Here is a 25,704-nt window from a genome sequence, read left to right as displayed (position 1 = left end):
CTCACCGTGCATCAGGGTATCCTCATGAAACAAATCACCTTCACCTCCCGCAACCACCAGCTGACCAACATCAATACCTGGACGCCGGACAGCCAGTGGCTGGTCTACGACGTGCGCCCGTCAGGCGCGTCATTTACCGGCGAAACCGTTGAGCAGGTCAACGTCGTTACGGGCGAGGTGGAGGTGGTTTATCGCGCTACTGACGGCGCGCATGTCGGCGTGGTGACCGTTCATCCGGCACAGGACACATACGTCTTTATCCACGGTCCGAAAAACCCGGATGCTGACTGGCACTACGATTTTCATCATCGTCAGGGTGTGATTGTGCATCACGGTCAGGTGAGCAACCTGGACGCGATGGATATCACCGCGCCTTATACCGCAGGCGCGCTGCGCGGCGGCAGCCACGTGCACGTCTTTAGCCCGAACGGGCAGTTCGTCAGCTTTACCTATAACGACCATGTTTTACATGAGCGCGATCCGAAGCTCGATTTACGCAACGTCGGCGTGGCGGCACCGTTTGGCCCGGTGAACCCGCAGGGGAATCATCCACGTGAATATTCAGGCACGTTCTGGAGCGTGCTGGTCAGCCGCACAACACCCAACCCGCAGCCGGGCAGCGATGAAATTAACCGCGCCTACGAAGAGGGCTGGGTGGGCAACAACAGGCTGGCATTTATCGGCGACACCCTCTCCGCGCAGGGCGAAAAAGTGCCTGAACTGTTTATTGTTAACCTGCCAGAAGACGAGCAGGGCTGGAAACGAGCGGGCGATGCGCCGCTGCAGGGCACCCCAGACACCCTGCCAGCGCCGCCTGCCGGGGTGAAGCAGCGTCGTCTGACCTTTACCCACCAGAGGGCCTACCCGGGTCTGGTGAACGTGCCGCGTCACTGGGTGCGCAGTAACCCCCAGGGGACGCAAATCGCGTTTCTGATGCGGGATGATAACGGCATTGTGCAGCTGTGGCTGATCTCTCCTGAGGGCGGCGAACCGCGCCAGTTGACGCGCACCGGGAGCGGTATTCAGTCTGCGTTTAACTGGCACCCTTCCGGGAACATGCTGGGATTTGTGCTTGAAAACCGAATCGCCTGCTGTGACGCGAAGACTGGAGAAGTGACGTTTTTGACGTCCGATCACGGCAATCCGCCGTCTGCTGATGCGGTCGTGTTTTCCCCGGACGGGCGCTTTATTGCGTGGATGCAAGAGACGGGCGGTTTCCGTCAGCTTTGGGTAACGGAAACCGCGAAGGACTAGCGCGGCGGCATCTCGGCGGGCGGGATAACGGCGTTTGTCGCCAGATTTTCCTGCTCGCTTTTCTCTACCCGTGAGCGCACGGAATCGTCCTTACGGAATACATCCCACGGCAGCAGAAGCGTATCCGCCACTGCTGTAAAGGGCATATCCAGGATAACCAGGGATTTGGTGCCCCAGTTCGTATCGTCATCGGAGATCATCGCCGCGCTGGCGCGCGTCCCCGGATATGTTCCTTCTTTACCGCCGGTGTGAGACATCACGCTCGAACACCCGCAAAGTAAAACCACCCCGCTGAACGTCGTCAGCTTTATCAGAACATTTTTCATCATCACTCAGTCATCGTTAATGGCACTGCATAGACCTGCAACTCAGGGTTATAGCGAGCCTTATCCGAAATGAATAGCCCGATAACCCCGCACTGTGGCAGCCATCGCAATTTAACCCTTTGTGCTGTTGTCCCAGAGTCTATGCGACAACCAGCAAAGTGCAAAAAAATCTCGCCTAAATAGTCTTGAAAAGCCCGATTCCAGACCCATTTTAAGAATGTGACCCGATAACGAACACGCCTGATGGGTGCTCGGGGGCGCAAAGGCCTGTCCATGGTGGAAGGCTACAATTTCTCGCTGATTTCAGGAGTATTATCTATGCGTAACTTCGATCTTTCTCCGCTATACCGTTCTGCAATTGGTTTTGACCGCCTGTTTAACCATTTAGAAAATAACCAAAGCCAGAGCAACGGCTACCCTCCATACAATGTTGAGCTGGTTGACGAAAACCACTACCGCATCGCCATTGCCGTCGCCGGTTTTGCAGAAAACGAGCTGGAAATCACCGCGCAGGACAACCTGCTGGTGGTGAAAGGTTCTCATACGGCCGAGCAGAAAGAACGTACCTACCTTTACCAGGGCATCGCCGAGCGCAACTTTGAACGCAAGTTCCAGTTAGCCGAGAACATTCACGTTAAAGGCGCGAACCTGGTTAACGGCCTGCTGTTTATCGAACTGGAACGCGTGATTCCGGAAGAGAAAAAACCGCGCCGTATCGAAATTAACTAATTACGCGGGTCGCGCGCGAGCGGCCCACCCGGACTTGCTTGCCGTAACGGGAGCATATGCGAATCCATCAGGATTTGCAGGAACAACTGTGCACAAAATTAAACTGTGCCGAACTCGCTTCTCAGAAGGAGATTTAGTATGCGTAACTACGATTTATCCCCCCTGCTGCGTCAGTGGATTGGTTTTGACAAACTGGCTAATGCCCTGCAAAGCACCACCGAGCAACAGACATTTCCGCCGTACAACATCGAAAAAAGCGACGATAACCACTATCGCATCACCCTTGCGCTGGCCGGGTTCCGCCAGGAAGATCTGGATATCCAGCTCGAAGGCGCGCGCCTGACCGTGAAGGGTACGCCGGAAAAACAAGAGACCGAAACCCGGTGGCTGCATCAGGGTCTGGTTAATCAGCCGTTTAGCCTGAGCTTTACCCTGGCAGACCATATGGAAGTGTCCGGTGCGACGTTTACCAACGGGCTGCTGCATATCGATCTTATCCGTAACGTGCCGGAAGCCATCGCGCCGCAGCGTATCGCCATTAGCGAGCGGCCGGCGTTGAACAGCTAATCCGCTTTACTCACAGACTGCACAAAGCCCTGCCCCGGCAGGGCTTTTTTGTGCGCCATCGCCCATACAACCGCATCCGGCTCTGAGAAAATCCTTGTTATAACTAAGGTTATGCCAAGGATGTGGATCATGAGTGATATCGCGTTAACCGTAAGCGTGTTGGCCCTGGCCGCGGTTGTAGGGCTATGGATTGGCAATATCAAAATCCGTGGCGTCGGGTTTGGGATTGGCGGGGTGCTGTTTGGCGGCATTTTTGTCGGGCATTTTGCTGACAAGCTCGGGCTGGTTCTCAGCGCCGATATGCTCCACTTTATTCAGGAGTTCGGCCTGATCCTCTTTGTCTACACCATCGGGATTCAGGTAGGGCCGGGCTTTTTCGCTTCCCTGCGCGTCTCCGGGCTACGGCTCAATCTGTTTGCCCTCGGCATTGTGGTGATGGGCGGGCTGGTCACCGCGATCCTGCACAAAATCTTTGCTATCCCGCTTCCCGTGGTGATGGGCATTTTTTCCGGGGCGGTTACCAACACGCCGGCGCTCGGAGCCGGGCAGCAAATCCTGCGCGATTTGGGCATTGAACCCGGCATTGTCGACCAGATGGGGATGAGCTACGCCATGGCCTATCCGTTTGGGATTTGCGGCATTCTGCTCTCCATGTGGCTGGTCCGCGTCCTGTTTCGCGTTAACGTCGACAAAGAGGCGAAGGATCACGAAACCACGCTCACCAATGGCCATATGCCGATCAAAACCATCAACATTCGCGTCGATAACCCCAACCTGAACAATATGGCGATTCAGGACGTACCGATCCTGAACAGCGCCAATATTATCTGCTCCCGCCTTAAGCGCGACGACGTGCTGATGGTGCCTGCGCCCGGCACGATGATCCAGCAGGGCGACCTGCTGCACCTGGTCGGCCAGCCGGGGGATTTGAACAATGCGCGGCTGGTGATTGGTCAGGAAGTGGATACCTCGCTTTCGACTCGCGGCACCGATATGCGCGTGGAGCGTGTTGTAGTGACTAACGAGCACGTTCTGGGCAAGAAAATACGCGATCTGCAGGTAAAAGAGCGCTACGACGTGGTCATCTCCCGCCTCAACCGTGCGGGCGTCGAACTGGTCGCCAGCCCGGAGGCCAGCCTGCAGTTCGGGGATATCCTCAACCTGGTCGGACGCCCGTCGTCCATCGACGCCGTGGCGGATATGGTGGGCAACGCCCAGCAAAAACTGCAGCAGGTGCAGATGCTGCCGGTGTTTATCGGCATCGGGCTTGGCGTGCTGCTCGGCTCTATTCCGCTGTACGTGCCGGGCTTCCCGGTGGCGCTCAAGCTCGGCCTGGCGGGCGGGCCGCTGATTATGGCGCTGATCCTCGGGCGTATCGGCTGTATCGGGAAGCTCTACTGGTTTATGCCGCCGAGCGCTAACCTGGCGCTGCGCGAGCTGGGCATCGTGCTGTTCCTGGCGGTTGTCGGGCTGAAGTCCGGCGGGGATTTTGTCGATACCCTGGTCAAGGGCGAAGGGATGAGCTGGGTCGGCTACGGCATCTTTATCACGGCGATCCCGCTGCTGACGGTGGCAATCCTGGCGCGGATGTTCGCCAAAATGAACTACCTGACGCTGTGCGGTATGCTGGCGGGCTCCATGACCGACCCGCCAGCGCTCGCTTTTGCCAACAACCTGCACGCCACCAGCGGCGCGGCCGCGCTCTCCTATGCCACCGTCTACCCGCTGGTGATGTTCCTGCGCATCATCACCCCGCAGCTACTGGCGGTGCTGTTCTGGGGGATGGGCTAACAGCTCTTCCGGGTGGATGCGCCGCAGATGGTAGTCCACCTGGTAATCGCTGGTATTTCGGAACATCACGGAATAATTGAGGAACTCGCCGCTGTCGCTGTAGGAGAGAGAGGTAATTCGCAGCAGCGGCGTCTGTTCCGGCAGATTCATATAACCGGCCAGCTGTTTATCTGCCAGCACCGGCGTCAGGCTCTCGTAGTTGCCGCTGATGGTGATCCCGCACTCCTTCTCAATGTAATCAAACTTAGACCCCTCAAGATGCGCCAGTGACAGGTTGCGGAACAGCTTCACCGGCATAAAGCTGTCTTCCAGCATCAGCGGCTTTCCGTCCACGTAGCGCACCCGCCGTGAAAAGTAGATCCGCTCATCCACCTGGATCCGCAGCTGGCTGGCGATGGCGGGCGGGGCGGGCATCACTTCGAACTGCAGCACCTTGCTCTGCACCTCTTTTCCCTGCTGACGCAGCACCTCCACCAGCCCGGTCAGGTTAGTGGTTTCGTGGTGAACGTCTTTGCGCGAGACAAACGTTCCGCTGCCGTGTCGGCGCTCAACCAGCCCCCAGCTCACCAGCAGATCCAGCGCCTTGCGGATGGTCATGCGCGCCACGCCAAACTCCTGCGCCAGCGCTTTTTCACCAGGCAGCGGGCTGCCGATGTTGTAGTCCGATGAATTCAGCCGCAGCCGCAACCTGTCAGCAATTGATTTGTAGATCACCAGTAGACCTCTCTGCCCTTATTAGGGCGTGGAATGCGTCCTGACATGTCCATATTTAACTCAAAAAGTAGACCTGACTGGTCAAAATAAAACCATGAATGCGATCACGAATCGCAGCGGCACGCCATGTTCGCGCATCAGTAAGTTCTTATGCTCACCTCAGGCCAGCACAAAACCATAAAGGCCTCTACCCCTACAGGTTGTTACGTGAGGATTTAAAAATGCTCAGTCAAATACAACGTTTTGGCGGTGCCATGTTTACCCCGGTGTTGCTGTTTCCGTTTGCCGGGATCGTGGTGGGAATCGCCATCATGCTTCGCAACCCGCTGTTTGTCGGCGAAGCCTTAACCGCCCCCGATCATCTTTTCGCGCAGATCGTTCACATCATTGAAGAGGGCGGCTGGGCGGTGTTTCGCAATATGCCGCTGATTTTTGCCGTCGGCCTGCCGATTGGGCTGGCGAAGCAGGCGCAGGGCCGCGCCTGTCTGGCCGTGCTGATTAGCTTCCTGACCTGGAACTACTTCATTAACGCGATGGGCATGACCTGGGGCCACTTCTTTGGCGTCGACTTCTCCGCCGAACCGACGGCGGGAAGCGGGCTGGCGATGATTGCCGGGATCAAAACACTCGATACCAGCATCATCGGCGCCATCGTGATCTCAGGCATCGTCACCGCCATCCACAACCGCTATTTCGACAAGCCACTGCCGGTCTTTCTGGGGATTTTCCAGGGCAGCTCGTTTGTCGTTATCCTCGCGTTCTTCGTGATGATCCCCTGCGCCTGGCTGACGCTGCTGGGCTGGCCGAAAGTGCAGATGGGCATCGAATCCCTGCAGGCGTTCCTGCGCTCTGCCGGTGCGCTGGGCGTGTGGGTGTATACCTTCCTGGAACGCATTCTGATCCCAACGGGGCTGCACCACTTCGTCTACGGTCCGTTCATCTTCGGCCCGGCGGCGGTGGAGGGCGGTATTCAGGTCTACTGGGCGCAGCATCTGCAGGAATTCAGCCAGAGCATCCTGCCGCTGAAGACCCTCTTCCCGGAAGGTGGCTTCGCGCTGCACGGCAACTCAAAAGTGTTTGGCTCGGTCGGGATTGCCTTCGCTATCTGGTACACCGCGTCGCCAGAAAATCGCGTCAAGGTGGCGGGCCTGCTGGTTCCGGCCACGCTCACTGCCGTGCTGGTGGGCATTACCGAACCGCTTGAGTTCACCTTCCTGTTTATCTCGCCGCTGCTGTTCGCCGTGCATGCGGTGCTGGCGGCGACCATGGCGACGGTGATGTACGCCTTCGGCGTCGTGGGGAATATGGGTGGCGGCCTGCTGGACCAGTTCCTGCCGCAAAACTGGATCCCGATGTTCCATAACCACGCCTCGACGGTGTTCACCCAGATCGGCATTGGCGTCTGCTTCACCGGCATCTACTTCGTGATCTTCAAAACGCTGATTGAGCGTCTGAACCTGAAAACGCCGGGCCGGGAAGAGAGCGAAATCAAACTCTACAGCAAGGCCGACTATAAGGCGGCGCGCGGGCAAACCACCGCCCCGGCGGCGGCCAGCCAGCAGGTTGGGCAAGCCGCCGGATTCCTGCAGGCGCTCGGCGGTGCAACAAATATCGAAAGCATCAACAACTGCGCCACCCGCCTGCGTATCGCGCTGGTGGATATGGCGAAAACCCAAAGCGACGACGTCTTCAAAGCCCTGGGCGCACACGGCGTAGTGCGACGCGGCAACGGCATTCAGGTGATTGTCGGCCTGCACGTTCCTCAGGTGCGCGACCAGCTGGAATCGCTGATGAAAACCCCTTTAACAAATGAACAAACCACCCTGACAGAGGCTATATCATGAAAAAATTCTCAGTTGTCATTGCAGGCGGCGGCAGCACCTTTACGCCTGGTATCGTCCTGATGCTGTTAGCCAACCGTGACCGCTTCCCGCTGCGCGCCCTGAAGTTCTATGACAACGATGGCGCGCGTCAGGAGACCATCGCCGAAGCGTGCAGAATCATCCTTAAGGAGCAGGCCCCGGAGATTGAATTCAGCTACACCACCGATCCAAAAGCGGCGTTTACCGATGTCGATTTCGTGATGGCGCACATCCGCGTGGGCAAATACCCGATGCGCGAAAAAGATGAAAAAATCCCGCTGCGCCACGGCGTGCTGGGCCAGGAAACCTGCGGACCGGGCGGTATCTCTTACGGCATGCGCTCTATCGGCGGCGTGCTGGAGCTGGTGGATTATATGGAGCAGTACTCCCCGAACGCGTGGATGCTGAACTACTCCAACCCGGCGGCGATTGTCGCAGAAGCCACGCGCCGCCTGCGTCCGAACGCTAAAATACTCAACATCTGCGATATGCCGATCGGCATTGAAGGGCGCATGGCGCAGATTGTCGGCCTGAAAGACCGCAAAGAGATGCGCGTGCGCTACTACGGCCTGAACCACTTCGGCTGGTGGACGTCGATTGAAGACCTGAACGGCAACGATCTGATGCCGAAGCTGCGCGAATACGTGGCGAAAAACGGCTATGTTCCGCCTTCGGAAGATGCGCATACCGAAGCGAGCTGGAACGATACCTTTGCCAAAGCTAAAGACGTGCAGGCGCTGGATCCGGACACCATGCCTAACACCTACCTGAAGTATTACCTGTTCCCGGACTACGTGGTCGCGCATTCCAACCCGGAACGGACCCGCGCCAATGAAGTTATGGATCACCGTGAGAAGCATGTGTTCAGTTCCTGTCGGGCGATTATCGAAGCCGGCAACTCCGCCGCCGGTGAGCTGGAAATCGACGAACATGCGTCGTACATCGTCGATCTGGCGACTGCGATTGCCTTTAACACCCAGGAGCGGATGCTGCTGATAGTGCCAAACAACGGTGCCATCCATAACTTTGACGCCGACGCGATGGTGGAGATCCCGTGCCTGGTGGGCCATAACGGACCGGAGCCGCTTACGGTGGGCGATATTCCGCACTTCCAGAAAGGGCTGATGAGCCAACAGGTGGCGGTGGAAAAACTGGTGGTGGATGCCTGGGAGCAGCGCTCGTACCAGAAGCTCTGGCAGGCCATTACCCTGTCGAAAACCGTGCCGAGCGCCTCCGTCGCGAAAGCGATTCTGGATGACCTGATCGAGGCCAACAAAGAGTACTGGCCAGAGCTGCATTAATCGTCCTGACCGGCATCGCCCGATGCCGGTCTCCTTGTCCTTGTCGATTTAAGCTATGCTGAAGCCTGCCCGTAGCACGACAAGGAATCTCCATGAAAATTTCCCGCCTCGGCGAAGCGCCGGACTACCGCTTCTCTCTGGCTAATGAACGCACGTTTTTAGCGTGGATCCGCACCGCATTGGGCTTTCTGGCCGCAGGTGTCGGCCTTGACCAGCTCGCCCCCGATTTTGCCACGCCGCTGATTCGTGAAGTGCTGGCGCTGCTGCTGTGCCTGTTCGCGGGCGTGCTGGCGATTTACGGCTACCTGCGATGGCTGCGCAATGAGAAGGCGATGCGCCTGAAGCAGGATCTGCCCTATACGCGCGGGTTACTCATCATCAGCGTAATTCTGCTGGCGGTGGCGGGCGTGGTGATGGGGCTGGTGTTCTATGGCGGATAGCCGCAAAGCGCGGCGCGAAGCGGACCCCGGCCTGCAGCCGGAGCGGACGTCGTTGGCCTGGCTGCGCACGCTGCTGGGGTATGGCGCGCTGATTGCCCTGGCGATTAAGCACAACTGGCACCGAACCGGGGTGCCATTCTGGATCTCTATTATTGTGCTGGCGCTGGTGGCCATCATTTTATGGCGCTATACCCGCAGCCGTAATCTGATGGACGTGGCGCAGAACGATTTTGTACAGCCGAAAGCGGTGCGGGATAAATTCCTGATTGCGCTGGCTGTTCTCTCGCTGTCGCTGCTGTTTGCGGTGACCCATATTCAGCAAATTTTGAGCCTGTAAGCCCGGTGGCGGCTTAATTACTTCCCTTTAGCCAGATACTTCGCCATCTCGTCTTCCGGCACCATGCCGCCGCCGGTTGCCCACACCAGGTGGGTAACGTTGGTATGAGAATGAACGCGCACCGGCCCGGCCATCCCCGCCAGCGCTGAAGGCTCAAGGCGGATCCCTTCCTCCTGCGCCAGCCAGCCGAGCATGTCGTACATGCTCCGATCGGAAAGCGTATAGAACCCGTCGAGCAGGCGCTCCATCGCGCGGCCTACGAAGCCGGACGCGCGCCCAACCGCCAGACCGTCCGCCGCCGTCACGTTATCAATGCCCAGATCCTGCACTGCAATCGCATCATGCAGGCCAGTGTAAACGCCCAGCAGCATGCATGGCGAGTGCGTTGGCTCTGCGAAGAAGCAGTGGACGTTGTCACCAAAGGCCAGCTTCAGGCCAAATGCCACGCCGCCAGGCCCGCCGCCTACGCCGCACGGCAGATAGACGTACAGGGGATGATCCGCATCCACCACGCGGCCCTGTTCGGTGAACTGCGCTTTCAGGCGCTCGCCCGCCACCGCATAGCCCAGGAACAGGGTGCGGGAATTCTCATCGTCAATGAAGAAGCAGTTCGGATCGCTTTCCGCCGCTTTGCGCCCTTGCTCCACCGCCACGCCGTAATCCTGCTCATATTCCACGACGATGACGCCGTGGCTGCGCAGCCTGGCTTTCTTCCACTCGCGGGCGTCGGCGGACATATGCACCGTCACCTTAAAGCCGATGCGTGCGCTCATTATGCCAATGGATAACCCCAGGTTGCCGGTAGAGCCCACGGCAATGCTGTACTGGCTGAAGAAGGCCTTAAAGCGTGGCTCCAGCAGAATGCTGTAGTCGTCTTCGGTGGTCAGCAACCCGGCTTCCAGCGCCAGTTTTTCCGCATGGGCCAGCACTTCATAGATTCCGCCGCGCGCTTTAATCGAGCCGGAGATGGGCAGGTGGCTGTCTTTTTTCAGCAGCAGCGTGCCGGGAAGGGATTTGCCAGATTCTTTCTCCAGCCGCGCCTGCATTGCCGGAATGGCGACCAGTTCAGATTCAATAATCCCGCCCGTTGCCGCCGTCTCCGGGAAGGCTTTCGCCAGATACGGCGCGAAGCGGTTGAGGCGCGCGTGGGCGTCGTCCACGTCGGCTTTGGTCAGCCCGACATAGGATAACCCTTCCGCCAGCGTGGTGGTGCGCGGGTTAAGCCAGGTGGTTTCTTTCAGGGCAATCAGATCCTCAACCAGAGGAAACTGTGCGGTTAAAGTGGTGATAGTTGCGTTTTCCATAATATGTCTCTTCGCGCTCAGATAATGAAAGAAAGCAGGAATGTGCCGCCAAGTGCAAGCACCGAGGCGATAAACGTCGCCGTCGTATAGTATTTGAAGGTCTCATTCAGGGTCGCGCCGCAGTATTGCTTCACCAGCCAGAAGAGAGAATCGGTCACGATCGTGCAGCCAATGGCGCCGGAACCGATGGCAATGGTGATGATCTCCGGGCTGACGTTCGGGTAGAGCGGTAGCATCGGCGCGACGATGGCCGTGGCGCCCATCATCGCGACCGTGGCGGAGCCTACGGCGGCATGCAGCACCAGCGCCACCAGCCAGGCGAGCAGGATAGGGTGCATGTGCAGGTTCGAGAGAATTTGCGCCAGCGAGTCCGCCAGTCCGCTGGTTTTCAGGATGGCGTTGAACGCGCCGCCCGCGCCGATAATCAGCAAAATGTTGGCGATAGAGCCAAAGCCGTGCTCGGTGTGCGTCAGCATCGCGCCCATGCCCATGTGCTGGCGGATGCCCAGCAGGTAGTAGGCGACAAACACGGCGATAAACATGGCGGTGATCGGGTTGCCGATAAACTCCAGCAGCGTATACAGCGTGCCGTCTTTTGCCATATTCAGTTCAGCGATGGTCTTCACCAGCATCAGGGCAATCGGCAGCAGCACCGTAAACAGCGTGGCGCCCAGCGACGGCAGGGTATGCTCCTCCCGCACCTTCAGGTCTGAAAATTCCGCCGGAACCGGTTTAAACGGCAGACGATTGCCGAGCAGCTTCAGGAACAGCGGGCCGCCGACCAGAGAGGCCATCAGGCCGACCATCAAACCGTAGACAATGACCGTTCCAACGTCCGCCCCTAATTTATTGGTCACAAACAGCGCGGCCGGATGCGGCGGCACCACGCAGTGCACCGCCATCAGCGCGGTACAGAGCGGAATGGCCAGCTTGAGCAGCGACGTGTGGGTCTTTTTGGCGATGGAAAACGCCAGCGGTATCAGCAGGACCACGCCCACTTCCACGAACAGCGTAATGCCGCAGATCAGGCCCACCAGCACCATAATCACGTCTGCTGACAGCCAGCGGCAGCGCTGCAACGTAATCCCGATGCGCTCTGCCGCGCCGGAAACCTCCATCATCTTGCCGAGAATGGTCCCAAGACCAATCACGGTCGCCAGGAAGCCCAGCGTGCCGCCAATCCCACTCTCAATGGCGTTTACCATATCCAGCGGGCTCATTCCCATCATTGCGCCGACGAAAAAGCTCGCCAGCAGCAGCGCGAGGAACGGGTGAAACTTTAGCTTAACGATGGTTAAAACAATCAACACAATGCTGACCAGCAGCGTTGCCACAACCCAGACCTGAGATCCCATATCTCACCTCACCCTTATGTCATCTGGGGGTATTGGACGAAAAAGCGGCGTGGGCTGACAAACGATATAAATTGGCGTTCAGGTGAGCCAGATTGAATCAACTGAGTGACTGCGCTCTAAAAAACGCACTTAAACCGCATTAGGTTCACATATATTCACCCTTAAACAGTATGCTGAGCGCAGAAACCACGCGTGAGAATTGTGATGACCGATGCAAATGAAGCCAGAAACCGGCTGCTCAACGGCTGGCAGCTGTCGAAAATGTACACCTTTGAAGTGGCGGCTCGACATGAATCCTTCGCGCTGGCGGCGGAGGAGCTGTCGCTCAGCCCCAGCGCGGTGAGCCACCGCATCAACCTGCTCGAAGAAGAGCTCGGTATTCAGCTGTTTGTCCGTTCGCACCGTAAAGTCGAGCTGACGCAGGAGGGAAAGCGCGTTTACTGGACGCTAAAATCGTCCCTCGACACCCTGAATCAGGAGATCCTGGACATCAAAAACCAGGCGCTGTCCGGCACGCTGACGGTCTACTCCCGGCCGTCGATCGCTCAGTGCTGGCTGGTACCCATGCTGGGCGACTTTACCCGCCGCTATCCGTCGATTTCGCTCACCGTCCTGACCGGCAATGATTACATCAATATGCAGCGAACGGGGGTCGATCTGGCGCTCTATTTCGACGATACGCCGCCAAACCATCTGTCTCATCACTTCCTGATGGACGAAGAGATTTTGCCCGTCTGCTCGCCGCAGTATGCCCGCGAGCATGAGCTGTTGAAAAACCCCGATAACCTTAGCCACTGCACGCTGCTGCACGACCGTCAGGCCTGGAGCAATGATTCCGGTACGGATGAGTGGCTGAGCTGGGCGCAGCACTTTGCGGTGAATATGCCGCCATCGTCGGGTATTGGTTTCGATCGTTCCGACTTAGCGATTATTGCGGCCATCAACCACGTCGGCGTCGCGATGGGGAGAAAGCGGCTGGTGCAAAAACGGCTTGAACGGGGCGAACTGATCGCCCCGTTTGGTGACAAGACCCTGAAATGCCATCAGCACTACTATGTTTCGACGCTTTCGGGCCGACAGTGGCCGAAAATAGACGCCTTTATCGGCTGGCTGAGAGAACTGGCAGGTTGAAGAATTATTACGCTTTCGCGCTACACCAAATGTGAAAAAGCATGCTAAATACAGGTAATGCTTTCGATTTATCCAGGGTAAACCGTGTTAAAGCCTCTTATAGCGACCGCGTTACTGATCTCTTCCGGCTGGGCCATTGCCGCTGAGCCGCCGCTGACGGCTGCCCGTTATGCGCAGCAGCTTGGCGTCGGGATGGATGTGGACTGGGCGCGCACCGAGCGCGGCATACGCGAGTTCGACCCGCTGGTGGTACGCGATTTTCGCGCAAAAGGCATTACCCACGTGCGCATCCGCGTGGCCGATGAGCCGACGGAAGCACGGCTGATCCACCTGCGCAAGCTGGTGGAAGCCTGCGAGCAGTATGGCGTGATCCCGATTATCGCTTATCAGGCCGATGAATATAAAAACGACCCCAAAGCCGATAACGAGAAAGAGACGATCAACTGGTGGATTGCCGTGGCGCACTATTTCGGCCAGAGCTATCCGCTGCTGGGTTTTGATCTCATCTATGAGCCGGCCGACAAGCTTAACCACAACCTCGCGTCGTTAAACCGCGTGTATGAAAAAACCATTAAAGCGATCCACGACATCGACCCGCAGCGCATGATTTTCATTGCGCCGCGCCTGCGCGCTGCGCCGGAGGATTTATCCGGCCTGAAGCTGCCTGCGCACAGTCAAAACTACCTGCTGGCGGAGTGGCATATTTTCCCGTGGGGGCCGCTGAAAAATAGCGGTAAATACCCGTGGACGTCCGGCACGGCGGCGGAGAAGGCGGCTATCCGTAACCGCATCAGCACCGCGCTGCGCTGGCAGCAAAAAACCGGGCACGTCAGTTGGGTTGGGGGCTGGGGCGTGGGGGAGTCAAACCACCTCACGCCAACCGCTTCGCAAATGGCCTTCGCCACCTTTATGGCCTGCGAGCTGCAAAAGGCGAAAATCCCGTATGCGCTTAACGCGGATTTCCAGTTTTACGACGGGGAAGAGGGGGCCTGGCGGCCTGCGCCGGAGCCGTTATTGCAGGCGATGATTGCGCCCGTCTGCGAAAAGCCCGGCGAGAAGCCGGGCCATCATGCGGTTAAACCGGCTGCTCGTGATGCGGAACGCGCGACGACAGCGGTAGCCAGCACAGTAAAATCAGCAGCCCCATTAGCGTCATCAGCAGACCCAAACTAGCCTGCCCGGTCTGCGGCATCATGGCGGAGAGCCAGGCCAGCGCGCCGGAACCGATGTTCTGCAAACCGCCCACCAGCGCGCCCGCCGTGCCGGCGAGGAACGGGAACGGCTCCATCGCGCCGCTGGTGGCGAGCGGGAACAGCATTCCCGCGCCGAAGAAGAACAGCGCCGCCGGAATCAGCAGCGTCCACACGGTCATCACGCCAAACAGCCCCGGGATCCACATCATCAGACCCGCCAGCAGGCAGCTGATCACGGCCTGCCACATCAGGGTTGAAAAGCGTTTGTTCTGACGCCCGGCAAACCAGGCGCCAAAGAACGCCGCCGGGATCGGCAGAATAAACAGAATGCTCACCACCATGCTGCTCAGGCCCAGACCCGCGCCCAGCAGCACGCCGGAGCAGGCTTCGAACACTGCAATACCCGCCAGGCCGCCGATCAGCATCAGCAGGTAGCAGGTAAACGCGCCGTTGCCGAACAGCGTCTTATAGCTTGTGAGAAGCTTCGTGCGCGGCGCGTCTTTTGGGCGGGTTTCCGGCATCCAGCGCGCCATGCTGAAGGTGACAATTACGCAGAGCACCAGCAGGAAGGCGTAGCAGGCGCGCCAGGACCACATTGTGTCCAGCAGGCCGCCAATCAGCGGAGCGAGAAGCGGGCTGACCAGAATGCCCATATTTAACAGGCTGTTGGCGTGGCGGAGCTGGGTGCCCTGATACATATCGCGCGGTAAAGTTCGCGCCATCACCCCGCCGACACCCGTCCCAACGCCCTGCAGGGCGCTGGCGGCAATCAGTACGGTCAGGCTGTGGGTGGTAATGGCAATCACCGTCGCTACCATGAAAATGCTCATGCCCACCAGGATCACCGGGCGACGCCCGACGCGGTCGGAGAGCGGGCCGTAGAAGAGCTGTGAAACGCCATAGGTCAGCAGGTAGGCTGCCATCACGCTCTGCACCGCGCCTTCGCGGACGTTCAGTTCCTTTGCCATGTCGGCAATCGCCGGAATGTAGATGGTTTGCGCCATCTGACCGACGGCCACCAGTAACACCAGCATCAACAATAAGTTAACGTTCCGTTGCTTTTTCATGTCGCTGAATACTTTTGCCAAAAGAGAGAAATGAAGAATAAGTGACTACGCATTCCCATAAATGCGCGAGGAATCTACCACAGACAGATGACAATTTAAGCATTGTTGCGGTGAATGAAAAAAACCGGGAAAGGCAGGATTTGTAAACAAGAACGGCAACTAATGTTGCCAGCGGTTTACGCCAGACGCAGCAGAATTGCGCCGACAGCAATACCCAGCGCTGCCGCGATGCGCAGGCCCGCAACCTTCTCTTTTAAAAGGACAAAGGCGATCAGCGCCCCGAAAAGAATTGAGGTTTCACGCAGCGCGGCGACCACCGCCAGCGGCGCCTGCGTCATCGCCCAGAGGGCCAGACCGTAAGAGCCCATGGTCCCCACGCCGCCGAGCAGCCCTTTTTTCCAGTGCAGGCGCAGGTAGCTGGACGCCTCGCGCCGACGCGCCACCATCGCCCAGCCCAGCAGGCAGAAGCCGTTCATAAAGAAGGTCCAGAGCGTGTAGCCCAGCGCGGTGTCCGACAGCCGCACGCCGGTGCCGTCCACCAGCGTATACCCGGCGATAAAACAGGCATTCAGCAGCGCCAGCCAGATCCCCCTGCGTGACTGCATGCGGCCATTCATCGCCATCGCCAGAATCGACAGGCAAATGACTCCGATACCGGACCAGGCGAGCCAGGAGAGATGGTCGCCGAGCGCCAGCACGCTGATCAGCGCCACCAGCAGCGGGGCGGTGCCGCGCATCAGCGGATAGGTCTGGCTCATGTCCGAGACCTGATAGGTCTTCGCCACAAGCACGGTGTAGACCACCTGTAAGGCGCAGGAGACGATCAAAAACGGCCAGCTTGCCGCAGAAGGCTGTGGTGAGAAGGGCAGTAAAATCAGGGCAATAATCGCGGCTGAGCCGCTAACGCCGATCGCAGAGTAGAGTTTATCCGTTCCGGCTTTAACGATAGCGTTCCAGCTGGCATGCAGCAGTGCGGCGAAAAGCAAAATGCAGAAAACGGTGATGGTCATGGCGTATTGGGTGATGAATTGTCACTCAACTGTAACATTCACATCCTGATGCCGCCAGCCGGTTACACCGCACAAAAAAGGCGGTGCGTCACCCGCGGTTCGTCTGAGACCAGCGTAAAACCGGCTCGATTGTAAAATCCGTACGCGCTGTCCGGCGCGTGAGTATTCAGAAAATCAAACCAGATGCTGGCATCCGCCATCACTACGGTTAAAAGCTGTTTTCCAATGCCCAGCCCGCGGCACTTCTCGCTGACGTAGAGATGGCGAATGCGTCCGGCACGCGGCTGCTGGCTGAACGGATCGCGGTTGAGGCCACACACGCCCACCAGCTTGCCGTTAAGAAACGCACCCAGCAGCTTTTCACCCGGCGCGTTAAAGCGGTTCTCACCCCGCAGCCAGTTCTCTTCCAGCCTGCGCAGCATGTTGAAATTCAGCGCGATACTTTCCGCCTTCAGGGCGATATACCCCGGCTCATCCGGTGTGACAGGCTCAATTAACAGACGCGACATAGCATTCCCTCGTTATTAAAGAGGGGCGGTTGCCCGCCCCTCTCAGGTGCGACTTGAACCTGAATTACCGAACGTATTTCAGGACAGCATCAAGCAGTTGCAGTACTGCAACAATGAGTTTGAGGATAAGTATCACCATATCCACTACGCTCATACGCGTCTCCTTTTGGTTAAAAGGAGCACGATGCTGGCGTACCTTTCCGCCGCCTGTTGCCAGCACCTGGATTGACGTAACACAGTGTGCTCACTTCAGGGGTTAAGGCACTGACGGCACCACCCGTTTCAGCCAGGACTTCGTTGCGCCGGTAAACTGCGGCCCCCTCGCTCACTGCGAACACCCTCAGTATAGATAAATACTGTATGCATGAACAGTATTTTTTGGACAAAATTTGGAAGGTGATCCATACTCAAAAACGTCAAAATCCGTGCCGGAATTGCGCGTTCGAGTTCGATCGCGTATACTTTTCGCGTTGACGTAACACAGTGTGTTCTGCGGCGACCAACCGCAAAACCCTGATAAAAACCTCGCTCCGGCGGGGTTTTTTGTTTTCAGATGTTAGTCAGAAAAACGATACGTGTTGACACATTGGCAATGCATGATATTGTTGCCATAATGGCAACGAACGCAGCAGGCATGCTGTATGCATTTAATTTCTATGAAGGCAATTATTGATGCGGTAAAACAGTTCCCGCAGCACAAGGAAGAGCTCCTTTTTTTAGGTCGCACTATCGAAAAGAGCCATTGCCCGACACCTGCTGCGCTGAAACAAATTTTTCCGACGCGGGATAACTTTAAATATCTGGATAAGCATTATGTGATTGATATTGCAAATAACAATCTCAGAGTAGTGGCTCTCATATTCTTTGAAAGCCAAAAGTTCTATGTGCGCCATGTTTTTACTCATAAGGAATATGACCTTTTTACGGAGAAACATCGCACTAAGGGGAAGAAATGATGATCGTCGCTGATGCAATGAAAGCAACGCATGCCCTTGTCGAGGCTGTCCCTTTACTGGGTGAACATCCGAATGAGAAAGATTACCAGGATGCGCTTGAGCTGGTTGAGTATCTGCTCATGAATGAACCTGGTAGTCCTTTGCTGGATATCGTATGTGCAAGAATAAGTCGTTATGAAGCGAATCGACCCGAGATTGTCGCCTTGCGTCAGGAGATGGAATCTGTTCCAGTGGGAATTGCGGTTTTAAGAACCCTTATGGATCAGTACAAACTGACCATTTCAGATTTTCAGGATGAAATTGGCAGTAAATCAATGGTTTCAAGGGTATTGAATGGACAGCGTCAGCTGACGTTAAACCATATAAAAAAACTGGCGGTGCGCTTTGGGGTATCGCCTGCACTGTTTATTGAATGAAATAAAACGGTCGACAGCCCTTTATCACTCAACAAACGAAACGTGATCCCTGACGCATTTTTGCGCAGATGAAAATATTTCCATTGTCACGCCCGAAAACCTGTGTTTGTATAAATTCAATCAATGATTCCAAACACAGGTCCCCAATGACTTCATCCATCTTCACTTCGACCCTACTAAAAACTGCGCAACCAGCCGCAGTGGTCGTCGTGCGTGTGGTGGTGGTCGTCGGCAATGCGCCGTAGGGACTGGATCAACACACGAATCCAAAACCCCGCCGGCGCAAACCGGGCGGGGTTTTTCGTTTAGGACCCTCCCCGGAAAGTCGGCCCAGAAGAAAAGGACTGGAGCATGGCAAGTTCGGGCACAACATCCACAAAGACGCGTTTTACAGGCGCGCAGCTGATTGTTCATTTACTGGAACGACAGGGCATCACCACGGTTGCGGGTATCCCGGGTGGAACCGTGCTGCCGCTGTACGATGCGTTGAGCCAAAGCACGCAGATCCGCCACGTGCTGGCGCGTCACGAGCAGGGGGCAGGATTTATCGCTCAGGGCATGGCGCGTACGCAGGGCAAACCGGCGGTCTGTATGGCCTGCAGCGGCCCCGGCGCAACCAACCTGGTCACCGCCATCGCCGACGCGCGCCTCGACTCCATTCCGCTGATCTGCATTACCGGCCAGGTGCCGTCCTCGATGATCGGCACCGATGCGTTCCAGGAAGTGGACACCTACGGCATTTCTATCCCCATCACCAAACATAACTATTTAGTTCGCGATATCAGCGAGCTGCCTCAGGTTATCAGCGATGCGTTCCGCATCGCCCAGTCTGGCCGCCCGGGCCCGGTGTGGATAGACATTCCTAAGGATGTCCAGACCGCAGAGATCGAGATCGACGTCCTGCCGGAGCCGGGCGAGCGCGCCCCCGCGCCGGAATTCAGCGCTGAAAGCGTGCGCGACGCCGCCGCCATGATTAACGCCGCCAAACGCCCGGTGCTCTATCTGGGTGGCGGGGCGATCAATGCCGCGGATGAAATCCGCCAGTTTGCGGAAAAGGCCAACCTGCCGACCACCATGACCCTGATGGCGCTGGGTATGCTGCCTAAAGCGCATCCGTTGTCATTAGGCATGCTGGGCATGCACGGCGCGCGCAGCACCAACTACATCCTGCAAGAGGCGGATTTGCTGATTGTTATGGGGGCACGTTTTGATGACCGGGCGATTGGCAAAACCGAGCAGTTCTGCCCGAACGCCAAAATTATTCACGTGGATATTGACCGCGCCGAGCTGGGTAAAATCAAACAGCCGCACGTGGCGATTCAGGGCGACGTGGCCGAAGTGCTGGCGCAGCTGATCCCGCAGACGGACGCAACTGACCGGGCCGACTGGCGTCAGCTGGTGGCGGATCTGCAACGCGAGTTCCCGGGCGCCATCCCAGCTGAGGGCGACCCGCTGAGCCACTACGGGCTGATCAACGCCGTGGCCGCCTGCGTGGACGACAGCGCGATTATCACCACCGACGTGGGCCAGCACCAGATGTGGACCGCGCAGGCGTATCCGCTGAACCGTCCGCGCCAGTGGCTGACCTCCGGCGGCCTCGGCACCATGGGCTTCGGCCTGCCGGCGGCAGTAGGCGCGGCGCTCGCCAACCCGGACCGCAAGGTTATCTGCTTCTCCGGCGACGGCAGCCTGATGATGAACATTCAGGAGATGGCCACCGCAGCCGAAAACCAGTTAGACGTGAAAATCATCCTGATGAACAATGAGGCGCTGGGCCTGGTACACCAGCAGCAGAGCCTGTTCTACAAGCAGGGCGTGTTTGCGGCGACCTATCCGGGGATGATTAACTTTATGCAGATTGCCGCCGGCTTTGGCCTGCACACCTGCGATCTGAACGCGGAAGAAGACGCCCACGCGGCGCTGCAGGCGGCGATTTCTCGTCCCGGCCCGGCGCTGATCCACGTCCGTATCGACCCTGAACAAAAAGTGTATCCGATGGTGCCGCCGGGTGCGGCCAATACTGAGATGGTGGGGGAATAAGCCATGCAGAAACAACATGATAACGTCATTCTGGAACTCACCGTCCGCAACCACCCTGGCGTTATGACCCACGTCTGTGGGCTGTTTGCCCGCCGCGCGTTTAACGTGGAAGGTATTCTCTGCCTGCCGATTCAGGGCAGCGAGCACAGCCGCATCTGGCTACTGGTCAACGACGATCAGCGTCTGGAGCAGATGATGGCGCAGATCGACAAGCTGGAAGACGTCACCAAAGTGGCGCGCAACCAGTCCGATCCCACCATGTTTAACAAAATTGCGGTGTTTTTCGAGTAAATCGCTTAAGGTAAGCGTCTTTCGCTCTTGTAGGCCGGATAAGCGCAGCGTCATCCGGCTTTTTCAGATCGCAGGAACACACATGACCACCATCGCTCTCATCGACGACCACCTTATCGTCCGCTCCGGCTTTGCCCAGCTTCTTAACCTCGAACCGGATTTCCAGGTCGTGGCCGAGTTTGGCTCCGGTCGCGAGGCGCTGGCGGGCCTTCCGGGGCGCGGGGTGCAGGTCTGTATCTGTGACATCTCGATGCCGGATCTCTCCGGGCTGGAGCTGTTGAGCCAGCTGCCGAAAGGGATGGCGACGATCATGCTCTCGGTCCACGACAGCCCGGCGCTGGTCGAGCAGGCGCTCAACGCGGGCGCACGCGGCTTCCTCTCCAAACGCTGTAGCCCGGACGAGCTGATCGCCGCCGTGCGCACCGTCTCCACCGGCGGCTGCTACCTGACGCCGGATATCGCCATCAAGCTGGCGGCCGGACGTCAGGATCCGCTCACCAGACGCGAGCGCCAGGTGGCGGAGAAGCTTGCCCAGGGCATGTCGGTGAAAGAGATTGCCGCAGAGCTGGATCTATCGCCGAAAACCGTGCACGTCCACCGCGCCAACCTGATGGAAAAACTCAACGTCAGCAACGACGTCGAGCTGGCGCGCCGCATGTTCGACAGCTGGCAATGAGCCCCGTGTTTTCGCGGCTGATCGCCGTCGCTGCCAGCTTTTTTATCTTCTCCGCCGCATGGTTTTGCCTGTGGAGCATCAGTCTGCATCTGGTGGAGCGCCCGGAGCTGGCGGTGCTGCTGTTTCCCTTCGGCCTGCGGCTGGGATTAATGCTCCAGTGCCCGCGTGGCTACTGGCCCGTTTTGCTCGGCGCGGAGTGGCTGATGCTGGTCTGGCTGGCGCAGGAGGTGGCCCTCGCGCATCTTCCCTTATTGATGACCGGAAGCCTGCTTACGCTTCTCCCCGTTGCCCTGATTTCCCGCTACCGCCACCAGCGCGACTGGCGCACGCTGCTGCGTCAGGGGGCGGCGCTGATTGCCGCCGCGCTGTTACAATCCCTGCCGTGGATCGGCGAGAAGGAGATGCTTAACGCCCTGCTTCTGACCCTTACCGGCGGTCTGACCCTCGCGCCGACCTGTCTGGTTTTCTGGCACTACCTCACCAGCACCGTCTGGCAGCCGCTCGGCCCCGCGCTGGTCTCCCAACCGGTGAACTGGCGCGCCCGGCACCTCATCTGGTATTTGCTGCTGTTTATGGTGAGCCTGTGGCTGCAGCTTGGTCTGCCCGCCGAGCTTTCGCGCTTCACGCCGTTTTGCCTGGCGCTGCCGATCATCGCTCTGGCCTGGCACTACGGCTGGCAGGGGGCGCTGATCGCCACGCTGATGAACGCCATCGCGCTGATCGCCAGCCAGACCTGGCACGATCATCCGGTGGATCTGCTGCTCTCGCTGCTGGCCCAGAGCTTGACCGGACTGCTGCTCGGCGCGGGCATTCAGCGCCTGCGCGAGCTGAACCAGTCCCTGCAAGCCGAGCTGGCGCGCAACCGACGTCTGGCGGAGCGTCTGCTGGAGACCGAGGAGAGCGTGCGTCAGGAGGTGGCTCGCGAGCTGCACGATGATATCGGCCAGACCATTACCGCCATCCGCACGCAGGCGGGCATCGTCCAGCGCCTGGCGGCGGATAACGCGGGCGTGAAGCAGGGCGGGGCGCATATCGAACAGCTTTCGCTGGGTGTCTATGACGCCGTTCGCCGCTTGCTGGGACGGCTACGTCCGCGCCAGCTTGATGACCTGTCGCTGGAGCAGGCGATACGCTCCCTGATGCGCGAGATGGAGCTGGAAAGCCGCGGCATTGTCAGCCATCTCGACTGGCGCATTGATGAATCATTGCTCAGCGAAGGCCAGCGCGTGACGCTGTTCCGCGTCTGTCAGGAGGGGCTGAACAACATCGTTAAACATGCCAATGCCAGCGCGGTGACGATCCAGGGCTGGCAGCAGGACGAGCGCCTGATGCTGGTGATTGAAGACGACGGCTGCGGCCTGCCGCCGGGCTCCGGCCAGCAGGGCTTTGGCCTGGCGGGCATGCGCGAGCGCGTCAAGGCGCTGGGCGGCACGCTGACCCTCTCCTGCACCCACGGGACGCGCGTCAGCGTCAGTTTGCCGTTAAGGACGTACCATGTTTAAAACCCCAACCAGCGCGGCTCCGTTGCGCGACAAGGCGGAAATCGACGCCCGCTACCGCTACTGGCGTCGCCATATCCTGATCACCATCTGGCTCGGCTACGCGCTGTTCTACTTCACCCGTAAAAGCTTCAACGCCGCCGCGCCGGAAATCCTCGCCAGCGGCGTGATGACGCGCACCGATATCGGCCTGCTGGCGACGCTGTTTTACATCAGCTACGGGCTGTCGAAGTTCTTCTCCGGCATCGTCAGCGACCGCTCCAACGCGCGCTATTTTATGGGCGTTGGGCTGATCGCCACCGGCGTGGTGAACATCCTGTTTGGCTTTTCCACTTCGCTGTGGGCCTTTGCCCTGCTGTGGGCGCTGAACGCCTTTTTCCAGGGCTGGGGCGCGCCGGTCTGCGCCCGCCTGCTCACCGCCTGGTACTCGCGCAACGAGCGCGGCGGCTGGTGGGCGATCTGGAACACCGCGCATAACGTCGGCGGGGCGCTGATCCCGATGGTGGTGGGAGCCGCAGCGCTGCACTACGGCTGGCGCACGGGGATGATGATTGCCGGTGCCCTCGCGATTGTCGCCGGGCTGTTCCTCTGCTGGCGCCTGCGGGACAGGCCGCAAACCGTCGGCCTGCCTGCGGTGGGCGACTGGCGGCACGACGAGATGGAGATTGCCCAGCAGCAGGAGGGCGCCGGGCTGTCCCGCCAGGAAATCCTCACCAAATACGTGCTGAAAAACCCGTACATCTGGCTGCTGTCCCTCTGCTACGTGCTGGTCTACGTGGTGCGCGCGGCGATCAACGACTGGGGCAACCTGTATATGTCCGAGACGCTCGGCGTGGACCTGGTGACCGCCAACTCTGCGGTGACGATGTTTGAGCTGGGCGGGTTTATCGGCGCGCTGGTGGCGGGCTGGGGCTCGGACAAGCTGTTCAACGGCAACCGCGGCCCGATGAACCTGATTTTTGCCGCCGGGATTTTACTCTCCGTCGGCTCGCTGTGGCTGATGCCGTTTGCCAGCTACGTGATGCAGGCGGCGTGCTTCTTCACCATCGGCTTTTTTGTCTTTGGTCCGCAGATGCTGATCGGCATGGCGGCGGCGGAGTGCTCGCACAAGGAGGCGGCAGGCGCGGCAACGGGCTTTGTCGGGCTGTTTGCCTACCTTGGCGCGTCGCTCTCCGGCTGGCCGCTGGCACGGGTGATCGACGTCTGGCACTGGAGCGGGTTCTTCGCGGCGATCGCCATCGCGGCGGGGATTTCCGCCCTGCTACTGCTGCCGTTTTTGCACGCCCAGGCGCCGCGCGAAGCGTGACGCGCCTCACCTTTTGTTGCCGAGTGCCGCAAAACTAGGAAATTTTCCCGGTTTCACCTGGACGCTGTCTCAGGCATCTCTCCCGGCTGATTTTTACAATGCTGCAAAAATCAGCTCAGGAGTAAACCAACCATGCTGGCCTTCTTAAACCAGGTGCGCAAGCCGACCCTGGATCTGCCGCTCGACGTGCGGCGCAAGATGTGGTTCAAACCGTTCATGCAGTCTTATCTGGTGGTCTTCATCGGCTACCTGACCATGTACCTGATCCGCAAAAACTTTAACATCGCGCAGAACGACATGATCTCCACCTACGGGCTGAGCATGACGCAGCTGGGGATGATTGGCCTGGGCTTCTCCATCACCTACGGGGTGGGGAAAACGGTTGTGTCCTACTACGCGGACGGCAAAAACACCAAGCAGTTCCTGCCGTTTATGCTGATCCTCTCCGCCATCTGTATGCTCGGCTTCAGCGCCAGCATGGGCGCGGGCTCCGTCAGCTTGTTCCTGATGATCGCCTTCTACGCCCTGAGCGGTTTCTTCCAGAGCACCGGCGGGTCGTGCAGCTACTCCACCATCACCAAATGGACGCCGCGCCGCAAGCGGGGTTCGTACCTCGGCATGTGGAACATCTCCCACAACCTCGGCGGGGCGGGTGCGGCAGGCGTGGCGCTGTTTGGCGCGAACTATCTGTTCGACGGCCATGTGATCGGCATGTTTATCTTCCCGTCGATTATCGCCCTGATCGTCGGCTTTATCGGCCTGCGCTTCGGCAGCGACTCCCCGGAATCGTACGGCCTCGGCAAAGCCGAAGAGCTGTTCGGGGAGGAGATCAGCGAAGAGGACAAAGAGACCGAAGAGAACGAGATGTCCAAATGGCAGATCTTTGTTGAGTACGTGCTGAAAAACAAAGTGATCTGGCTGCTGTGCTTCTCAAACATCTTCCTGTACGTGGTGCGCATCGGCATCGACCAGTGGTCTACGGTGTATGCCTTCCAGGAGCTGAAGCTCTCGAAAGAGGTGGCGATTCAGGGCTTCACCCTGTTCGAAGTGGGCGCGCTGGTCGGCACGCTGCTGTGGGGCTGGCTCTCGGATCTCGCCAATGGCCGTCGCGCGCTGGTGGCCTGCGTCGCGCTGGCGCTGATTATCGCCACGCTGGGCGTGTATCAGCACGCCAGCAACCAGTACGTTTACCTGGCGTCCCTGTTCGCGCTCGGCTTCCTGGTGTTTGGCCCTCAGCTGCTGATTGGCGTGGCGGCCGTAGGGTTCGTGCCGAAAAAAGCGATCGGCGCCGCCGATGGGATTAAAGGCACCTTCGCCTACCTGATCGGCGACAGCTTCGCCAAGCTTGGCCTGGGGATGATCGCCGACGGTACGCCGATTTTCGGCCTTACCGGCTGGGCGGGCACCTTCGCGGCGCTGGATGCGGCAGCGATTGGCTGTATCGTCCTGATGGCGATGGTCGCGGTGCTGGAAGAACGTAAAATTCGCCGCGAGAACCGCGCGCAGAAATTAAAAGCGGCCTGAGTGTGCAGGTAACTTCTTTGCCCGGCTGACCGCCGGGCTTTTTTTATTTGCTCGTCCTACCTTTACCCCGCTTTACACACCCACTCCTCTCCATGCTCTACAGTGT

At 58.6% G+C, this 25,704-nt stretch carries 27 protein-coding genes and 1 other annotated feature; of the genes, 19 read left to right on the top strand and 8 right to left on the bottom strand.

What is annotated here, in order from left to right; all coding sequences use genetic code 11:
* The first annotated feature begins 24 nt into the window (after positions 1–24).
* Positions 25–1,254: a DUF3748 domain-containing protein gene (locus ACMWL8_RS17165; RefSeq protein WP_182034536.1), complete on the top strand. Its 1,230-nt coding sequence runs from the start codon at positions 25–27 to the stop codon at positions 1,252–1,254.
* Here ACMWL8_RS17165 and ACMWL8_RS17160 read toward each other — a convergent pair.
* Positions 1,251–1,583, bottom strand: a complete 333-nt coding sequence (locus ACMWL8_RS17160; RefSeq protein WP_014881914.1) for a YceK/YidQ family lipoprotein — start codon at positions 1,581–1,583, stop codon at positions 1,251–1,253. The two genes, ACMWL8_RS17165 and ACMWL8_RS17160, sit on opposite strands and share 4 nt — an antisense overlap.
* A 250-nt stretch (positions 1,584–1,833) precedes the next feature.
* Positions 1,834–1,905: a sequence feature (ROSE (Repression Of Heat Shock gene Expression) occurs in the 5'-region of heat shock genes and acts as an RNA thermometer to modulate expression.), on the top strand.
* On the opposite strand from ACMWL8_RS17160, the gene ibpA reads away from it, so the two are divergent.
* The 3 genes from ibpA to ACMWL8_RS17145 all read left to right on the top strand — a co-directional run bounded on the left by ibpA (position 1,899) and on the right by ACMWL8_RS17145 (position 4,667).
* A complete protein-coding gene (gene ibpA, locus ACMWL8_RS17155) occupies positions 1,899–2,309 on the top strand; it encodes a small heat shock chaperone IbpA (RefSeq protein WP_008500162.1) in 411 nt (136 codons plus the stop codon). (Overlaps the previous feature by 7 nt.)
* 138 nt (positions 2,310–2,447) lie before the next feature.
* Positions 2,448–2,876 carry a small heat shock chaperone IbpB gene (ibpB, locus tag ACMWL8_RS17150; RefSeq protein WP_028014943.1) on the top strand — a complete coding sequence of 143 codons (429 nt, stop codon included), beginning with the start codon at positions 2,448–2,450 and terminating at the stop codon, positions 2,874–2,876.
* A gap of 129 nt (positions 2,877–3,005) precedes the next feature.
* Positions 3,006–4,667, top strand: coding sequence for a putative transporter (locus ACMWL8_RS17145; protein WP_045260842.1), 1,662 nt, complete (start codon positions 3,006–3,008; stop codon positions 4,665–4,667).
* Here the strand turns inward: ACMWL8_RS17145 and ACMWL8_RS17140 are convergent.
* Entirely contained in the window at positions 4,635–5,381 is a 747-nt protein-coding gene (locus tag ACMWL8_RS17140; protein WP_028014945.1) for a GntR family transcriptional regulator, read from the bottom strand. The genes ACMWL8_RS17145 and ACMWL8_RS17140 overlap by 33 nt on opposite strands.
* Before the next feature lie 221 nt (positions 5,382–5,602).
* Between ACMWL8_RS17140 and ACMWL8_RS17135 the strand changes: the two genes are divergently transcribed.
* From ACMWL8_RS17135 to ACMWL8_RS17120, 4 genes are all read left to right on the top strand, one after another.
* Positions 5,603–7,225: an alpha-glucoside-specific PTS transporter subunit IIBC gene (locus tag ACMWL8_RS17135; protein ID WP_045260841.1), complete on the top strand. Its 1,623-nt coding sequence runs from the start codon at positions 5,603–5,605 to the stop codon at positions 7,223–7,225.
* Complete coding sequence (locus ACMWL8_RS17130) at positions 7,222–8,544, top strand: 6-phospho-alpha-glucosidase (RefSeq protein ID WP_045260840.1); 1,323 nt, start codon at positions 7,222–7,224, stop codon at positions 8,542–8,544. The genes ACMWL8_RS17135 and ACMWL8_RS17130 overlap by 4 nt, the downstream gene beginning before the upstream one ends.
* Before the next feature lie 92 nt (positions 8,545–8,636).
* Entirely contained in the window at positions 8,637–8,984 is a 348-nt protein-coding gene (locus ACMWL8_RS17125) for a YidH family protein (protein ID WP_028014948.1), read from the top strand.
* Positions 8,974–9,321: a DUF202 domain-containing protein gene (locus tag ACMWL8_RS17120; protein WP_023309822.1), complete on the top strand. Its 348-nt coding sequence runs from the start codon at positions 8,974–8,976 to the stop codon at positions 9,319–9,321. The genes ACMWL8_RS17125 and ACMWL8_RS17120 overlap by 11 nt, the downstream gene beginning before the upstream one ends.
* Positions 9,322–9,338: 17 nt before the next feature.
* On the opposite strand, the gene dsdA is transcribed toward ACMWL8_RS17120, so the two are convergent.
* Both dsdA and dsdX read right to left on the bottom strand, forming a co-directional pair.
* Complete coding sequence (gene dsdA, locus ACMWL8_RS17115) at positions 9,339–10,625, bottom strand: D-serine ammonia-lyase (RefSeq protein ID WP_045260839.1); 1,287 nt, start codon at positions 10,623–10,625, stop codon at positions 9,339–9,341.
* A gap of 17 nt (positions 10,626–10,642) precedes the next feature.
* On the bottom strand, positions 10,643–11,980 hold the full coding sequence (gene dsdX, locus ACMWL8_RS17110; RefSeq protein ID WP_045260838.1) for a D-serine transporter DsdX: 1,338 nt from the start codon (positions 11,978–11,980) through the stop codon (positions 10,643–10,645).
* A gap of 204 nt (positions 11,981–12,184) precedes the next feature.
* Between dsdX and dsdC the strand changes: the two genes are divergently transcribed.
* Together dsdC and ACMWL8_RS17100 are read left to right on the top strand one after the other, a co-directional pair.
* Positions 12,185–13,111 carry a DNA-binding transcriptional regulator DsdC gene (gene dsdC, locus ACMWL8_RS17105; RefSeq protein ID WP_039024536.1) on the top strand — a complete coding sequence of 309 codons (927 nt, stop codon included), beginning with the start codon at positions 12,185–12,187 and terminating at the stop codon, positions 13,109–13,111.
* A gap of 84 nt (positions 13,112–13,195) precedes the next feature.
* Entirely contained in the window at positions 13,196–14,284 is a 1,089-nt protein-coding gene (locus ACMWL8_RS17100; RefSeq protein WP_045260837.1) for a glycoside hydrolase family 5 protein, read from the top strand.
* On the opposite strand, the gene emrD is transcribed toward ACMWL8_RS17100, so the two are convergent.
* The 4 genes from emrD to tisB form a co-directional block, all read right to left on the bottom strand.
* Entirely contained in the window at positions 14,187–15,371 is a 1,185-nt protein-coding gene (emrD, locus tag ACMWL8_RS17095) for a multidrug efflux MFS transporter EmrD (RefSeq protein ID WP_039024559.1), read from the bottom strand. The genes ACMWL8_RS17100 and emrD overlap by 98 nt on opposite strands.
* A gap of 176 nt (positions 15,372–15,547) precedes the next feature.
* Positions 15,548–16,381 carry an EamA family transporter gene (locus ACMWL8_RS17090; protein ID WP_028014955.1) on the bottom strand — a complete coding sequence of 278 codons (834 nt, stop codon included), beginning with the start codon at positions 16,379–16,381 and terminating at the stop codon, positions 15,548–15,550.
* Positions 16,382–16,443: 62 nt separating this feature from the next.
* On the bottom strand, positions 16,444–16,890 hold the full coding sequence (locus ACMWL8_RS17085; protein WP_028014956.1) for a GNAT family N-acetyltransferase: 447 nt from the start codon (positions 16,888–16,890) through the stop codon (positions 16,444–16,446).
* A 64-nt stretch (positions 16,891–16,954) separates the two neighbouring features.
* A complete protein-coding gene (gene tisB, locus ACMWL8_RS17080) occupies positions 16,955–17,044 on the bottom strand; it encodes a type I toxin-antitoxin system toxin TisB (protein WP_045260836.1) in 90 nt (29 codons plus the stop codon).
* A gap of 487 nt (positions 17,045–17,531) precedes the next feature.
* Here tisB and ACMWL8_RS17075 point away from each other — a divergent pair, with 487 nt between their 5' ends.
* The 9 genes from ACMWL8_RS17075 (at position 17,532) to uhpT (ending at position 25,598) form a co-directional block, all read left to right on the top strand.
* Positions 17,532–17,846 (top strand): type II toxin-antitoxin system HigB family toxin, encoded by a 315-nt coding sequence (locus tag ACMWL8_RS17075; RefSeq protein ID WP_045260835.1) that lies wholly within the window; start codon positions 17,532–17,534, stop codon positions 17,844–17,846.
* A complete protein-coding gene (locus ACMWL8_RS17070) occupies positions 17,843–18,262 on the top strand; it encodes a helix-turn-helix domain-containing protein (protein WP_127334638.1) in 420 nt (139 codons plus the stop codon). Before ACMWL8_RS17075 ends, ACMWL8_RS17070 begins: the two co-directional genes overlap by 4 nt.
* A 146-nt stretch (positions 18,263–18,408) precedes the next feature.
* Positions 18,409–18,507 carry an ilvB operon leader peptide IvbL gene (ivbL, locus tag ACMWL8_RS17065; protein ID WP_057979964.1) on the top strand — a complete coding sequence of 33 codons (99 nt, stop codon included), beginning with the start codon at positions 18,409–18,411 and terminating at the stop codon, positions 18,505–18,507.
* A gap of 106 nt (positions 18,508–18,613) precedes the next feature.
* Positions 18,614–20,302 carry an acetolactate synthase large subunit gene (gene ilvB, locus ACMWL8_RS17060; protein ID WP_045260834.1) on the top strand — a complete coding sequence of 563 codons (1,689 nt, stop codon included), beginning with the start codon at positions 18,614–18,616 and terminating at the stop codon, positions 20,300–20,302.
* 3 nt (positions 20,303–20,305) lie between these two features.
* Complete coding sequence (gene ilvN / locus ACMWL8_RS17055) at positions 20,306–20,593, top strand: acetolactate synthase small subunit (RefSeq protein WP_010426528.1); 288 nt, start codon at positions 20,306–20,308, stop codon at positions 20,591–20,593.
* An 82-nt stretch (positions 20,594–20,675) separates the two neighbouring features.
* The gene (uhpA, locus tag ACMWL8_RS17050) at positions 20,676–21,269 is read left to right on the top strand and encodes a transcriptional regulator UhpA (RefSeq protein WP_022646555.1); all 594 of its coding nucleotides are present in this window, start codon (positions 20,676–20,678) and stop codon (positions 21,267–21,269) included.
* Complete coding sequence (gene uhpB / locus ACMWL8_RS17045; RefSeq protein ID WP_045260833.1) at positions 21,266–22,771, top strand: signal transduction histidine-protein kinase/phosphatase UhpB; 1,506 nt, start codon at positions 21,266–21,268, stop codon at positions 22,769–22,771. Before uhpA ends, uhpB begins: the two co-directional genes overlap by 4 nt.
* On the top strand, positions 22,764–24,074 hold the full coding sequence (locus ACMWL8_RS17040) for an MFS transporter (RefSeq protein ID WP_041911712.1): 1,311 nt from the start codon (positions 22,764–22,766) through the stop codon (positions 24,072–24,074). Before uhpB ends, ACMWL8_RS17040 begins: the two co-directional genes overlap by 8 nt.
* 132 nt (positions 24,075–24,206) lie before the next feature.
* Positions 24,207–25,598, top strand: coding sequence for a hexose-6-phosphate:phosphate antiporter (uhpT, locus tag ACMWL8_RS17035; RefSeq protein ID WP_045260832.1), 1,392 nt, complete (start codon positions 24,207–24,209; stop codon positions 25,596–25,598).
* Positions 25,599–25,704: the final 106 nt, after the last annotated feature.

The organism is Enterobacter sp. 04-C-12-SI-ECC (assembly GCF_047530715.1).
Taxonomy (GTDB): Bacteria; Pseudomonadota; Gammaproteobacteria; order Enterobacterales; family Enterobacteriaceae; genus Enterobacter; species Enterobacter bugandensis.
Note: the sequence above shows the minus strand (reverse complement) of the source record. Positions and strands in the feature narration are given on the sequence as shown.

Coding starts and splice junctions, on each gene's coding strand:
- ACMWL8_RS17165 (WP_182034536.1), top strand. CDS start 25: ATGAAACAAATCACCTTCACCTCCCGCAACCACCAGCTGACCAACATC.
- ACMWL8_RS17160 (WP_014881914.1), bottom strand. CDS start 1,583: ATGATGAAAAATGTTCTGATAAAGCTGACGACGTTCAGCGGGGTGGTT.
- ibpA (WP_008500162.1), top strand. CDS start 1,899: ATGCGTAACTTCGATCTTTCTCCGCTATACCGTTCTGCAATTGGTTTT.
- ibpB (WP_028014943.1), top strand. CDS start 2,448: ATGCGTAACTACGATTTATCCCCCCTGCTGCGTCAGTGGATTGGTTTT.
- ACMWL8_RS17145 (WP_045260842.1), top strand. CDS start 3,006: ATGAGTGATATCGCGTTAACCGTAAGCGTGTTGGCCCTGGCCGCGGTT.
- ACMWL8_RS17135 (WP_045260841.1), top strand. CDS start 5,603: ATGCTCAGTCAAATACAACGTTTTGGCGGTGCCATGTTTACCCCGGTG.
- ACMWL8_RS17130 (WP_045260840.1), top strand. CDS start 7,222: ATGAAAAAATTCTCAGTTGTCATTGCAGGCGGCGGCAGCACCTTTACG.
- ACMWL8_RS17125 (WP_028014948.1), top strand. CDS start 8,637: ATGAAAATTTCCCGCCTCGGCGAAGCGCCGGACTACCGCTTCTCTCTG.
- ACMWL8_RS17120 (WP_023309822.1), top strand. CDS start 8,974: ATGGCGGATAGCCGCAAAGCGCGGCGCGAAGCGGACCCCGGCCTGCAG.
- dsdA (WP_045260839.1), bottom strand. CDS start 10,625: ATGGAAAACGCAACTATCACCACTTTAACCGCACAGTTTCCTCTGGTT.
- dsdX (WP_045260838.1), bottom strand. CDS start 11,980: ATGGGATCTCAGGTCTGGGTTGTGGCAACGCTGCTGGTCAGCATTGTG.
- dsdC (WP_039024536.1), top strand. CDS start 12,185: ATGACCGATGCAAATGAAGCCAGAAACCGGCTGCTCAACGGCTGGCAG.
- emrD (WP_039024559.1), bottom strand. CDS start 15,371: ATGAAAAAGCAACGGAACGTTAACTTATTGTTGATGCTGGTGTTACTG.
- ACMWL8_RS17090 (WP_028014955.1), bottom strand. CDS start 16,381: ATGACCATCACCGTTTTCTGCATTTTGCTTTTCGCCGCACTGCTGCAT.
- ACMWL8_RS17085 (WP_028014956.1), bottom strand. CDS start 16,890: ATGTCGCGTCTGTTAATTGAGCCTGTCACACCGGATGAGCCGGGGTAT.
- tisB (WP_045260836.1), bottom strand. CDS start 17,044: ATGAGCGTAGTGGATATGGTGATACTTATCCTCAAACTCATTGTTGCA.
- ACMWL8_RS17075 (WP_045260835.1), top strand. CDS start 17,532: ATGCATTTAATTTCTATGAAGGCAATTATTGATGCGGTAAAACAGTTC.
- ACMWL8_RS17070 (WP_127334638.1), top strand. CDS start 17,843: ATGATGATCGTCGCTGATGCAATGAAAGCAACGCATGCCCTTGTCGAG.
- ivbL (WP_057979964.1), top strand. CDS start 18,409: ATGACTTCATCCATCTTCACTTCGACCCTACTAAAAACTGCGCAACCA.
- ilvB (WP_045260834.1), top strand. CDS start 18,614: ATGGCAAGTTCGGGCACAACATCCACAAAGACGCGTTTTACAGGCGCG.
- ilvN (WP_010426528.1), top strand. CDS start 20,306: ATGCAGAAACAACATGATAACGTCATTCTGGAACTCACCGTCCGCAAC.
- uhpA (WP_022646555.1), top strand. CDS start 20,676: ATGACCACCATCGCTCTCATCGACGACCACCTTATCGTCCGCTCCGGC.
- uhpB (WP_045260833.1), top strand. CDS start 21,266: ATGAGCCCCGTGTTTTCGCGGCTGATCGCCGTCGCTGCCAGCTTTTTT.
- ACMWL8_RS17040 (WP_041911712.1), top strand. CDS start 22,764: ATGTTTAAAACCCCAACCAGCGCGGCTCCGTTGCGCGACAAGGCGGAA.
- uhpT (WP_045260832.1), top strand. CDS start 24,207: ATGCTGGCCTTCTTAAACCAGGTGCGCAAGCCGACCCTGGATCTGCCG.